11 protein-coding genes are annotated in these 13,320 nt (G+C 37.3%); 6 read left to right on the forward strand and 5 right to left on the reverse strand.

Annotated elements, in window-relative coordinates:
* Positions 1-89 precede the first annotated feature (89 nt).
* The 5 genes from FHT21_RS23135 to FHT21_RS23155 all read left to right on the forward strand — a co-directional run bounded on the left by FHT21_RS23135 (position 90) and on the right by FHT21_RS23155 (position 3,033).
* Complete coding sequence (locus FHT21_RS23135; RefSeq protein ID WP_167297073.1) at positions 90-1,064, forward strand: hypothetical protein; 975 nt, start codon at positions 90-92, stop codon at positions 1,062-1,064.
* Positions 1,065-1,075: 11 nt separating this feature from the next.
* The gene (locus FHT21_RS23140) at positions 1,076-1,426 is read left to right on the forward strand and encodes a glyoxalase/bleomycin resistance/extradiol dioxygenase family protein (protein WP_167297074.1); all 351 of its coding nucleotides are present in this window, start codon (positions 1,076-1,078) and stop codon (positions 1,424-1,426) included.
* An 87-nt stretch (positions 1,427-1,513) separates the two neighbouring features.
* Positions 1,514-2,131: a hypothetical protein gene (locus FHT21_RS23145; protein WP_167297075.1), complete on the forward strand. Its 618-nt coding sequence runs from the start codon at positions 1,514-1,516 to the stop codon at positions 2,129-2,131.
* A 37-nt stretch (positions 2,132-2,168) separates the two neighbouring features.
* Positions 2,169-2,723 carry a hypothetical protein gene (locus FHT21_RS23150; protein WP_167297076.1) on the forward strand — a complete coding sequence of 185 codons (555 nt, stop codon included), beginning with the start codon at positions 2,169-2,171 and terminating at the stop codon, positions 2,721-2,723.
* Positions 2,724-2,751: 28 nt separating this feature from the next.
* Positions 2,752-3,033, forward strand: coding sequence for a hypothetical protein (locus tag FHT21_RS23155; RefSeq protein WP_167297077.1), 282 nt, complete (start codon positions 2,752-2,754; stop codon positions 3,031-3,033).
* A gap of 363 nt (positions 3,034-3,396) precedes the next feature.
* Here FHT21_RS23155 and FHT21_RS23160 read toward each other — a convergent pair whose 3' ends face one another.
* From FHT21_RS23160 to FHT21_RS23180, 5 genes are all read right to left on the reverse strand, one after another.
* The gene (locus FHT21_RS23160; protein ID WP_167297078.1) at positions 3,397-3,759 is read right to left on the reverse strand and encodes a hypothetical protein; all 363 of its coding nucleotides are present in this window, start codon (positions 3,757-3,759) and stop codon (positions 3,397-3,399) included.
* Between the two features lie 106 nt (positions 3,760-3,865).
* Positions 3,866-6,313 carry an outer membrane beta-barrel family protein gene (locus FHT21_RS23165; protein WP_167297079.1) on the reverse strand — a complete coding sequence of 816 codons (2,448 nt, stop codon included), beginning with the start codon at positions 6,311-6,313 and terminating at the stop codon, positions 3,866-3,868.
* A 137-nt stretch (positions 6,314-6,450) separates the two neighbouring features.
* Positions 6,451-8,904, reverse strand: a complete 2,454-nt coding sequence (locus FHT21_RS23170; RefSeq protein WP_167297080.1) for an outer membrane beta-barrel family protein — start codon at positions 8,902-8,904, stop codon at positions 6,451-6,453.
* 169 nt (positions 8,905-9,073) lie between these two features.
* Complete coding sequence (locus FHT21_RS23175) at positions 9,074-10,816, reverse strand: PspC domain-containing protein (protein WP_167297081.1); 1,743 nt, start codon at positions 10,814-10,816, stop codon at positions 9,074-9,076.
* A gap of 17 nt (positions 10,817-10,833) precedes the next feature.
* Positions 10,834-11,169, reverse strand: coding sequence for a PadR family transcriptional regulator (locus FHT21_RS23180; RefSeq protein WP_029275299.1), 336 nt, complete (start codon positions 11,167-11,169; stop codon positions 10,834-10,836).
* A 538-nt stretch (positions 11,170-11,707) separates the two neighbouring features.
* Between FHT21_RS23180 and FHT21_RS23185 the strand changes: the two genes are divergently transcribed.
* Positions 11,708-13,156 (forward strand): amino acid permease, encoded by a 1,449-nt coding sequence (locus FHT21_RS23185; protein WP_167297082.1) that lies wholly within the window; start codon positions 11,708-11,710, stop codon positions 13,154-13,156.
* Positions 13,157-13,320: the final 164 nt, after the last annotated feature.

The following is a 13,320-nucleotide window of genomic DNA, read 5'->3' on the forward strand; positions in this document are numbered from 1 at the left end:
CTCCTCATCATTTTTAACCTTACCGCAACATTATCTTACTGTCAATCTAAACCTGCGCCGATTAATTCCGAAAACACCAAAAGGTCATAATGAAACGACAAACTATACCAATCAATCATTTAATAACCATTTGTTGGTTTAACAATTCAGTTATAGACTGGGCCTCTGCTGGCATGCAGTATACGCTTGATGGGAAAACAGATCAATTGGGCGAAAATAGTTTTGATTTTGGCGACAGCGCCATTACATCGGCCGACGGACAATATGCGTTTATTTATCAAAAACTTGGCACAAAGGGACTCCTACTTAAAAATGGAGCACTTTTAAGAGAGATAAACCGCTCCTATTATTGCGCAGATGTTTATGAATACCCTGCAGCATTCGTAACCTTAAACAATAAAACATTTTTAATTCATTGTCCAATCGAATATTGCAGGCTTGATTTTGAAGAGGTTGAAACCGGACAAATCATTACCAATAGTGAGGGACGAAATCCCGCTGACTTTTTTCATTCCCGGCTCGAAATAAGCCCTAACGGCAAATACCTGATGAGTAAGGGTTGGTTTTGGCATCCTTGGGACGCTATCAAAGTATTCGATATTGAGAAATGTATTCAAATACCCAAATTACTCGATGAATCTGAAATTTATCCAAACGTTGGGGTAGAAATCGCTACCGCAAGTTTTATTGACGATCACAAAGTGTTATTGGGTTCTTCTGATGAGGAAGCAGTTAATGATGAACTATTGGAAAATCTGCCACCAAAACACATTGCCATTTGGGACATCACCTTAAACCAAATTTCTAAACCAGTTAAAATGAATGTTGAGTTTGGAAATCTTTTTGCAGTTAATGATCAGTATGCCTGGGACATATATGCTTTCCCGAAAATTATAAATCTGGTAACAGGAGAAGTGATTGACCAAGACGAGACTCTACCAAGCGGATTACAAAATTCATCAATCATTCATCACCTTAAAGAGCTTCCGAAAGTAGCTTTTAACCAACAGACTAAACAACTGGCAATAACGAACGGTGATAACGTTGAGATTATCGGGCAATAAAAGATAAAAACATGGATATCCGATTACTGGTACTACGAACTAGGGATACAAAACTTCTGGCTGATTTTTACAGTTTACTTGGAATTCAATTTAAATATCACAAACATGGTAATTCACCGTACCATTATTCGGCTACAATTGGGGTAACTGTTCTTGAAATCTATCCCTTAGCTAAAAACCAGATTGAAGCAGACAAGAACTTACGTTTAGGGTTTGGTATAGAAAATTTTGAAAAAGTAATGTATGAATTAAATATATTGCAAACTGGTTTTGTTCAAGAGCCAACCCAAACAGCATTTGGTTTTATGGCAATAATCATTGATCCCGATGGCCGGAAAATTGAATTGTATAAAAACAGTTAATTGGTTTTCTTTAAAAGAAATGGATTAATTAACAGCATGTTTTTATTTTGTCTAAAACAAAGTTTGTAAACATAAAATTCAATCTAAATGACTTCTCCTTTACAAATATTAAATTGGCTAACCATTGGCTTCGAACAGCCAACTGGTAGTTTGACTGAGCATTTTTACTACGATAAGCAAGATTCAGAATTTTTCTCAATCTTATTTACCGACTATTTTATGCTTGATGAAGATTTTAATTTAGCTAGTAATGTAACAACCAATTACTCAAAACAAGAAGAAGATTATGTTGTTAGCAAAATAAAAAGAATTGAAGAAAATGATCCCACCATAATTTCAATTCCAAGGATTACACTAGAAGATAGGAAAAATTTCATGCAACAATTCGCAGATACATTGTCTGACGAAAAATTAGTTGCCGTATTAAATCAAAGAATTAAAAATCACGACTATAACAATAAGTTCGACTTTTATTTTGGAAATGAGGTAGATGAATTGACAAAGGTGAAATGGGAAGAGACTAAGAATATGTTTTTACTGCAGCAGGTCGAAACATTTTTAAATCTTAATAACATAAATCTCAACAAAACATCCCTGTGGCTTGCAGACGCAAATGGTTCTGTTTCAATAGACTTAAGAAATGAAAATAACACTAAAAATTTTAAAAAGATCAAATCGAAAAAATCATGGTGGAAACTTTGGTAGTCGTGTAGCACGCTAAGTACATTCAGAATTTATAAATATGGAAATAACTATCGATAGCCTATCCATTCAAGAATTGGAGCTATACAACTATACTATGTCTCTACAAGAAATGACAGATATAGATAATATAGACAAGAAACTCAAAGAGGATGGCATTTTCAGCCAATATCGACACATCCACAAAAGCTATCTCGATTTATTCTTTAATACAGAACATAAAGAAACGAAACTTGAAATCCTGAAACGCCTCGTGTTTTTGAACTGGTACGGCATAATTGAGCCGAGTTGTTTCACTGGTATTCAAGACCTAGACAGTTCAATTATTTCCGAGTCGTACTCAATTTTAAATGAGTACCTAGTCAGAAATAAAATCGATGAAGAATTTAAGTGGATGTTATCCTATTATTCAAGTTGGGATTTCGCCATACTTCCCTTTTCAGAAGACAATTTGAGTGCATTAACAAAATTTGTCAAAGAAGTAGATACAACCATTTCTGCGTGCCAAAAAAAACAATTGCCCAAAGGAATAATGAATAACAGAGGTCAAATGGGTCTTTATTGGACAAGCTGTTCGGTTAAAAAAGATGAATAAATAAAACATAAATTATTGAAATAGTACAATGGATAAGCATCAAATAAAATATTTTATAGAAACACACAATATATCCGATACTTTCATCAAATCTTTCAGCTCATTATTGGATCAAAATACGTGTGCAGATTTAGACATTAGTAACAAGAATATTTCTATAGAAATCGAAAAACTTGATTTTGAACTGCTTGATGGAGATGCGATTGCTTTCAAAAGCCAAATCGATCAGGATGGAAATAAAATAGGTTATTACAGATTGGTTTTTGCCTTGAATGGGGCATTAATAGATGATTTTTTTGTGATTTACTAATATAACAAAGACAACATTACAACTTTTGTTCTGCTCTCCAACTTTGCGTCCTCTGCGACTTTCTCTTTGTGTACTTTGCGGTTAAAAAGCCATGGAAGCGCACTGAAACAACTAAAACTAACATTAGCTTCGCTGAACACTACAGGGTTCCCACCTGCTCAGAAATAACCATCGCCTTTAACCTCTGCACCCATCACCCTAAATCTGCGGGAGAAAAACCAAGAACATCTTAATCATTTCCCGCAGATCACACAGATATCCGCAGATATTTCTTTATAAATTGTCAGGATGAGCGTAGTAGAAAACCATCCAGCTTTGCACGCTCTGCGTCTTCTCTCTGTGATCTTTGCGGTTAAAACACGATTATTCTGTTAATTTCTGCTTAATCCCTTCCGTAAGTTTTTTCACTTTCATATAACCTGCCAAAGAGCTGTTCCGTTTATCAAAGTCGATCACTAACCAGCCTTTTTTGGCTTTAAGGTTAAACTTATCGCTGCCATTTAAGTTCACAAAAAGGTCGATATTCTGATCCAGTGGTAGTTCATTGTTTAAAGCACTGTCCAGGTATTTTTCCAGCTTGCTTGTTTTAGCTTCAGCATACTTTGCTTCAAATTTGAAGTCGCTATTGGTATCTGTAGCACTTATTGATAAATAACCGCCACTATTATGGCATCCATAACCTAAAGTGGTAAATAAAATCGCGATACTGTATACTATATTTTTCATTGTTTTTTGGTTAATTGTTTGAAATGGTTAACTGTATAAACTGGTTATAATTGGGGATTTACCACCCAGACCTCGGACTTCTGACTCTAGACTGAGGACTAAAAAACTACCCCCCTGCTCTACCTTTAATATCATCGGTAGCTGTATTCCTTGACCGGGCCGATTTCACATTCTGGTTTCCGAAATTGTAGCTAATGCTGAAATTTGCTCTTCGGCTGGTGTAACGGTTCACTACGTTCATATTAATGTTCTGATAAACCAGTTTCCCTTCCCAATGGTTGGTGAGTAAAATATCATCCATGTTTAAACGCAATTTAAGCTTTTTATCCATTAAAGTTTTCTGGATTCCGGCATTTAAAGCACCTTGATAAATGGTGGTTTGTTCTACTCCTGAAATCCTTGGTGAGTTTAGCCATGCACTAATTTCGATGCTAAAATTTTGAGGCAAGGTAAAAGAGTTGGAAGTAAAAATATTTACCGCAGCTTTACCTGCATTATAAGCAGCCCCTTCGATGTTACCGTCATTAAATTTACTGTAATAAACGCTTACATTGTTCTGCAGGTTCCACCACTTTGCAATCTTTACCGGAAAATACAAGTCGGCAGAATAGTTCTGGAAACGGCCCAGGTTCTGGCGGATTACACTGATCACCCGGGTAGCATCATCCTGCTTACTAATTTGTGTAATCATATCACGGGTATTCGAATAGCTCAACGACAAAGAAGCTTGTTTATAACTGTAACTGATCTGATAATTATCAGTAAACTGAGGCTTCAGATAAGGATTTCCCTGATCGACCGCCAAAGGGTCCATATAAAATACAAATGGATTAAGCTGTTGATAATTCGGACGGTCTACCCTTCTGCCATAAGAGTAACGGATATTATGGTTTTCACTGATCTTTTGGTTTACAAAAACAGTTGGGAATACCGAAAGGTAATTACGGTCTACTTCTTTCTGGTCGGTTACAGAAGTGCCATTAGAGTGTGTATGTTCCGCCCTTAAGCCCAGCTGAATCTGCCACACCTTCCATTCTTTAGAGAAGCTACCATAAATGGCGTTAATATTCTCTTTGTACACAAAATTGTTCGATTTACCCAGATCATTTTGCCACAGCCCTCCAATCAGCTGTTCAGAAATAAAATCGTTTTTCGTAACTACGTAGCTGCTTTTTAAACCGGTTTCAATCTTCATTGTTTTAGAAATTGGCAAAGTGAAATCCGTTCTGGCGGCATACACGTTAATCTCAGCATCCGTATTATTTCTTAAACTGGTTTTGTTGGTCGAACTGCCACCTGCATTTAAATAATTGGCTAAAAAATTTTCATCTTTTTTATTGCTGAAACCCGAATAATCTACATCGAAAGTAAGGCCCTTGCCTTTTTTATCGAAATCGTGTTTAATGTTAAAGTTTGCCGTTAAATTACCCACAGGAGAGCTCGAATTGGCATCCTGCAGAATATAACTCAGATTGGAAGCACCATTTTGCACCGCATTAATATTGGTATTGCTAAAGTTCGTCAGCCTGGTATTTACCGTATTGGCATCTAACATTACCCCAAAAACGGTTTTCTCAGAAGCATAATAATCTGCACCTAATTTTCCCTGAAAACCGACCCCTTTATTTTTGCGGTCGAAATTTTGCGTAAGTGTACTGGCCAAACCTTCAGATAAGGTGGTACGGGTTAAAAAGGTATTGTTAAACTGGGCCTTGCGTGCCACAGCACCATTACCGAAAATATTCCATTTCCCCTGTCTGTGGTTTAAGTTCAGGTTTACCCCAGCGCGGAATAAATCGCTGGGCGAATCGGGCATAATACCCTGCCCGGTGTTTAATGAAACTGTACCATTAGTGCCATAAGCCTTATTACGTTTTAGTTTGATGTTGATGATCCCGGCATTTCCGGCAGCATCGTACTTGGCAGATGGATTGGTAATGAGTTCGATGGTAGCAATCTGATCGCTGCTCATATTACTCAACAAAGTGGTAACATCAGCACCAGAGAGGAAATTCGATTTCCCGTCAATCATTACCATTACACCGCTTTTGTTATTCAGTTTAATCTTATCGTTTTGGCGGTCGATCTGCACGCCTGGGGCTTTCTCCAATACTTCTAAAGCTGTTCCCCCAGTTGCTATAATGCTATTTTCTACATTCAGTACCGTCTTATCAATCTGATGTTCAATAAAAGGTTTTTTGCCCTGAATGCTCACTTCTTTTAATTGTTTGCTTAAACTTTCGATGGTGATAGTCGGCAATTTTAAATCGCCATTGACTGAAAGGTGATCCGTCTTTTTACTTTTAAAACCAACAATCGAGATCGACAGTATATACTCGCCACTTTTTAACTGGTCGATTGTAAAAGTACCTTCGATATTGGTGGATACACTTTTAACCACAGTGGTATCAGGATAATTTAAAACCCGAACAATGGCAAACGATACCGGAACAGTCTTTTCATCGACGATTTTCCCCGTCAATGTATTTAATTTTTGGGCAAAAGAAGCCCCACATGCTATTAAGCATGCAACTAGCGTAAGTAATGTTTTCATGGTTTCTTCTTTTTAGGCGTTCTATTTTTAATACTGAGACAAATCTGTTATCGCAAGGCACAGTCTTTCCGGAACTTCTGCCTCCAAGCTTAGCCCCTGGACTCTGGACTGATGACTTTAGACTGAGGACTAAAAAATTACCCTCCAGCTCTTCCCTTCACATCATCAGCCGCCGTTTTCCTGTCCTGGTTTGATTTTAAATTCTGATTACCAAAACTATAACTGATGCTGAATGTCGCTCTTCTGCTTATATAATTGTTCTGCACCCTTAAATTCACATTCTGATAGTCGAGCGTTCCTTTCCAGTAGTTGCTTTGGAAGATATCATCAACATTTAATCTAAGTTTTAAAGCTTTGTTTAAGAAACTTTTTTGTACGCCCATATTTAAGGCCTTTTGGTAAATTATGGTGCGTTCTATCCCGCGCACACGCGGCGAATTTAGCCAGAAATTGGTTTCTAAAGTCCAGTTATCGGGTAAAGTTATAGAACTGTTAATGTTAAAATTGTACATTACTTTACTCAATGTAAAAGGGGCTCCTTCCAGGTTATCGTCTTTAAATTTATTATAAAAAAGATTAAAATTGTTTTGAAGGCTCCACCATTTAGCAATGGTAAGCGGAAAATATAAGCCTGCTGTATAATATTGTCCGCTGCCTATATTGCCCTGTCCAACCGTAACAATCCTGGTGCTATCGTTTTGTGCAGTTTTACTGTCTAAAATAAGATCTTTAGTTTTTGAATAACTTAAAGAAAATGACAATCCACTTTTATAATTATAACTCACTTCGAAATTATTGGTAAACTGAGGCTTTAAATAAGGGTTTCCTTGCGCAATGGTATAAGGATCCATATAAAAATTAAATGGATTTAATTGCTGGTAATTTGGCCGATCTATCCTCCTGCCGTAGGAATAACGTAAATTACTGCTCTCCGAAATTTTCTGACTAACAAAAACAGTTGGAAATAACGATAAATAATGCTGTTTTACCGATGTATTATTGGTTACCGATGTTCCTGTAGATTGGGTATATTCTGCCCGTAAACCTGCCTGAACTTGCCACTTATCCCAATCTTTTGATAAATTGGCATAAGCTGCATTTACGTTTTCTTTATAAATAAAGTTATTGCTTTGCCCTACAACATTTTGCCATTCATTATTGACCAATGCCGATGATAAAAAATCGTTATTGGTTTTAACATAAGCGCTTTTCAAACCGGTTTCTATCTTTGCAGTTTTCGAAATCGGCCAGGTAAAATCAGTTTTTGCGGCATAAATATCAATAACTGTTTTACTATTATTTTTAATCACTGTATTATTATAAACAGCACCTTTATCATCGTAAAAATTGGTGTTAAAATTTTCCAGTCCCGAATAATCAAAGCCAGAGTAATCGGCATCAAAGTTTAAACTTGCGCCTTCTTTTTTAAAATCATGTCTGATATTAAAATTTGCACTATAATTTTTGTTTGGGGTATTCGCATCCGAATATTGGATTAACGAATTATTGCCGGCAACTGCCCCCTTAATTTCGCTTATAAACGTTTGAGAGAAATTATCCAACTTACGCGTATTCGTACTGCCATCAAGCATAATACCAATGGTTGTTTTTTCACCTGCGTAATAATCGGCCCCGAGTTTTGCGGCTAACCGCGATCCTGTATATATTTTCCGAAAATTCTGATTAAAGTTACTCTGTAAACCATTGGCATTGGTACTCCGTTCTAAAAATAAATTCGAAAAATTATTGTTCTTTGAAGCGTTGGCATTGGTGAAAAAATTCCACTTTTCTACACGGTGATTTAGGTTGAAGTTAAGCTCCGATCCGTAAATATTGGTGGGTAAGTTAGCCCTTATTGCATTACGATAGGTTGATGAAACACTTCCGTTAGTACCAAATGCCTTATTCTTTTTTAGTTTGATATTGATGATACCAGCATTGCCAGCAGCATCATATTTAGCCGATGGGTTAGTGATAATTTCAATGGTAGCAATCTGGCTGCTGCTTAAGCCATTTAGATAAACCGTTAAATCGGCACTCGATAAAAAGTTGTTCTTTCCATCAATCATTACCATTACACCCGATTTATTGTTCAATAAAATCTGGTCATTTTGCCTGTCTAACTGTACACCTGGCGCCTTCTCTAAAATTTCGAGCGCCGTACCGCCTGTTGCAATAATGCTGTTCTCTACGTTAAGTACCATTTTATCAATCTGATGTTCAATAAAAGGTTTTTTGCCCTGAACGCTCACTTCTTTTAATTGTTTGCTTAAACTTTCGATCGTGATGGCCGGTAATTTCAAGTCTTCGCTAAGCGCAAAGTGATTAGTCTTTTTACTTTTAAAACCCACTATTGAGATAGATAACACATATTCACCACTTTTCAACTGATCGATTGCAAACTCCCCTTCAATATTGGTCGATACACTTTTAATCATCGTGCTATCAGAATAATTTAAAACCCGAACAATGGCAAACGACACCGGAACAGTCTTTTCATCAACAATTTTCCCTGTAAGTTTATTTAATTTTTGGGCAAAAGAAGCCCCACACACCATTAGGCATGCAATTAGCGTAAATAATGTTTTCATGGCTTCTTCTTTTTTAGGCGTTATTTTTTACGGAGATAAAATCAGTGATTGTCAGCTTTTTCACAGCAACGTGATCGTCTTTCCCGCGCAGGCGGGAACCACGTAGTGTTCAGCGAAGCTAATCTTAATGCCAATTTGCATGGGAATGATTAGGCTTCGCCGTTCAGGATTATTGCTCAGGCTCAATACCCAACTCTTTTCTAACTTCCTTAATCCGGTTTGAAACAGAATCCTGATAAAGGGTATCATTAGGTTTATCTTTGTGCAAATGGTCTAAATCACGTAACTCTTGCTCTAACTGTTCCTTTTTTAGCGCCTCTTCTTTCAATTTTGCAACACATTTCAAACCATCATCTGTCATCACCCATATACTAGAATCGTTATGATCATTTTCGCTGTCGTTACATTCCCAGGTCCAATAATTATTAACGTAACGGTAAGCATCCTGCTTTAAAATTAATTTTGTACCCACCGGAATTTCAAGATTTAACCTTACTTCCTGGTTTCGCCAGATGGTTCCCTTTCTCAATTGAAACCTCGGACTAAAAATCAGTTCCGAATCTTTCATTACATAATTGTAGCTAATGTTCTGTGCATTTTGTAAGGCACTTTGAAAGGTTTTGCCCTGCGATTCATATTTCTGTGTTAAACGGGTAACACCAGTTTCGCTTTTATTAATATCAATACGGATACGGTTCGGCGAAACAAACGGTCCGTCTTCAAAATCATCAACTACAATCTGGTGGCGGTTGTTCGCATCAATGTGGTAAGCCACGCTATCCTCTTTACTGAAATATTTACTTTTATCGATATTGATGGTGTACACCGGATAAGCTTTCAGGTCAGTGGTTTGTGTTAACTCTGCGTGTTGTTTAAATTCTGATGATATTTTTGCTGCCTGATAGCCTGTTATAGCTACACCGGCCAACCAAATAATTAACAGGGCAAAAGAAAGTGTTTTGTTAATGGCCTGTTTGTTAAAAGCTACCCTGATCGAGAATAATACTAAGGCTAAAATCGGTACAAAAAGCACCACAAATGCGCCAAATAAAATTATCCCTCTATTGCCTTCATTAATAATAGAAAAAGGGAAATATTCGTAAATACTGGCATCCCAAAATCCCTGAAAAGCAGCAGTACCAATGATTAAAGTAATTAAAAAGAGTACACCAAACACAACAATGAAACCCGCAATAATCTTAAAAATAACCTTTCCGGCGCCTGAAATAAACCGGCCAAGCCATTCGAAAAACTCACCGATAAAATTCCCCAAACGGGCAAATATCGGTTGCGCATGTTTATTTACTTCTCCCAAACGCTCCTTAACTGCCAGCAATTCTTCATCCAGGTTCTTTTGAAAACCCTGAAGGTTGGCCGGCTCGCCTTTCATTTCCATACGCTCAATACGCGATTTGGCCTTCGGCATGATGATCCAAAGTAAGGCATACACTAAAATACCCGATCCACCTAAGAAAAAAGTAAGCACCGTTGCCACCCTGATCCATTTTGGATCGGCGTTTACATAATGTGCTATACCTGCACAAACGCCTGCTACTACGCGGTCGTCCATATCGCGGTATAATTTTTTCTCGGCATACTGGTGCTGATAAGTATTATTGATTACAGGCTCTTCTTCACCTTCTTCTACTGTATCAAAATCCTTTACCTTGCCCATTTGCGCAATAACAGAATTTACGTTGGCCGAATCTACCACTTGTTTTTTCTGCTCTTCCAATTGCTCGGTTAATAGTTCGGCAATCCGGTTTTCAATATCCGTTACAATTTCAAGATCGTCTGCATGGTTGGCAAAATATTGCTTTACTTCGTTTAGGTAAGCCTTTAAGAGCTCGTAAGCACTTTCTTCAATGTGAATAATCGTGTTTCCTATATTGATGATGATGGTCTTTTCCATTTCCTTTTTACTAATGATTATGAATTGGCTCCTTTTTGTGAAATACCTACAGCATAAGCCAGCTCCTGCCAGGTTTGATCTAGTTGAGATAAAATGCCCCGACCATCTTCGGTTAAGGTATAATATTTACGCGGCGGGCCTGAGGTAGATTCTACCCAGTTGTAGCTTAACAAACCGTTGTTTTTAAGCCTTGTTAATAATGGATATAATGTGCCCTCAACCACCAATAGCTTTGCCGTCCTTAATTCGGCAATAATATCCGAAGCATATATTTCGCCCCGGGAGATGATTGATAAAACACAGTATTCCAGAATTCCCTTCCGCATTTGTGTTTGCGTATTTTCTGCTATCATAATACAAAGATATATGTTTTATATACTACCATGCAATACATAGTACTAAAATAAATCAAAGTAAATTTATAAATCACTGATTATCAACGCAATAATTTTAAATAAAATTTTGTATTTTGGAAATAATTCCTTAAAAGCTGAAAATTTTTGATGTTTTTTTAGAAAAGCAAGGCTTTGTAATGCTTCGGTTCCGATAGTCCTGCTATCACCTATAGTCCCGATTTAGATAACCTTTAAATATAAAATATTCGATAAAATCGGGAGCTATTTGGTTCTATCAGGTTTAAGATGGAGCGGGTTGGTATTACTATTTATGGTTTTGGAACAGTCCCCTGTAAATAAACCCCACAGAGCGGGACTGCTGTACCCATGAAAAGCAGCACGTGGGTTTCCTAAAAAGAAGAAATTCATCTAACCGTTTAGATTTTTGAAATCGGCCCGTACACACGATACCTAAACTTTATATTATCCTCTATAATATATAAATACTATAGATTTAATATATTTTAATAATTTTGCAGCGTCTTAACTTATTTTCATGAAAAAATCTATTGCCAGCATTGTTGCTGAGACAAACGAAAGCGGCGAAGGAACGCTCAAAAGAACTTTAGGCCCTATCAATCTTATTTTAATTGGCGTAGGCCTAACGCTTGGTGCAGGTTTATTTTCGATTACAGGCTTGGCAGCGGCCAATCACTCTGGGCCAGCAGTTACATTATCTTTTGTAATCGCGGCATTGGGCTGTGGTTTTGCGGCCCTATGTTACGCTGAATTTGCATCCATGATTCCGGTTGCGGGCAGTGCCTATACCTATTCTTATGCAACCATGGGCGAACTTTTCGCCTGGATTATAGGCTGGGATTTAGTATTGGAATATTCTGTAGGCTGTGCTACTGTCGCCATTAGCTGGTCACAGTATTTAACCAAGTTTTTAGCCAGCTTGCATATTTATCTCCCTCCACAATTAACCTTATCCCCTTTCGAAACTGCTAAACTTGCCGATGGCTCTACCGTTAATGGTATTATTAACATCCCCGCAGCATTGGTGGTGGTATTAATGACGGCCATATTAATCCGTGGTACCAAAGGATCAGCCATTGTAAATGGAATTATTGTATTTCTTAAAGTTGGTGTAGTATTGGTTTTTATTGCGCTGGGCTGGCAATATATCGATCCGGCAAACTACCATCCATACATCCCCGAAAATACCGGAACGTTTGGTCAGTTTGGATGGAGTGGTGTTCTACGTGGTGCGGGTTTAGTGTTTTTTGTATTTATAGGCTTCGATGCTGTAGCAGCTTCGGCACAGGAAACAAAGAATCCAGCGAGAGATTTACCAATCGGTATTATTGGATCATTAGTTGTTTGTACGGTTTTATTCGGGCTGTTTGGGCATGTAATGACGGGCCTTGCCAATTATAAAGAATTTGCCAACAGCGGTGCCCCGGTAGCCATTGCCATCGAAAAAACACCTTACGCCTGGTTAAGTCAGGCTATTATTCTGGCTATTTTGATCGGTTATACTTCAGTAATTTTAATTGATTTAATGGCACAGTCGCGAATGTTCTACTCCATTAGTAAGGATGGCCTACTGCCAAAAATGTTTTCTGATGTACACGCAAAATTTAAAACGCCGTACAAATCGAACATTATACTTTGTGTATTTATTGGACTTTTTGCGGCATTTGTCCCCATGAATGTGGTCGGCGAAATGACAAGCATTGGTACATTGTTGGCTTTTTTAATGGTTTGTATTGGCATCTTGATCTTAAGAAAAACAAATCCCGAAGCTAAACGCCCATTTAAAGTTCCTTTTGTACCATTAATCCCTATTTTAGGCATTTTAACCTGTATTGCCATGATGGTATTCCTACCTTGGGAAACCTGGTTGAGGCTGGCCGTATGGTTAATTATTGGCTTAGCCATTTACTTTTGGTACGGTAAAAAGAATAGCAAATTAACAGCACTGAAAGATAAGACAGAATAACAGGTAATAAACTCATTATTAAATACATAGCATGATTAAACTGTTTGATTTTCTAGACAGCTTAACCATCTGTTTCTCCTCTAAATTGTATTGATAAACTTATAAATATCAGTTGAATAACAGAAAAATGTAAGTTATTAACAATTCAACATTTTTCTTGATTT

Origin of the sequence: Pedobacter sp. SG908 (assembly GCF_011759615.1) — a bacterium.
GTDB classification, from domain to species: domain Bacteria; phylum Bacteroidota; class Bacteroidia; order Sphingobacteriales; family Sphingobacteriaceae; genus Pedobacter; species Pedobacter riviphilus.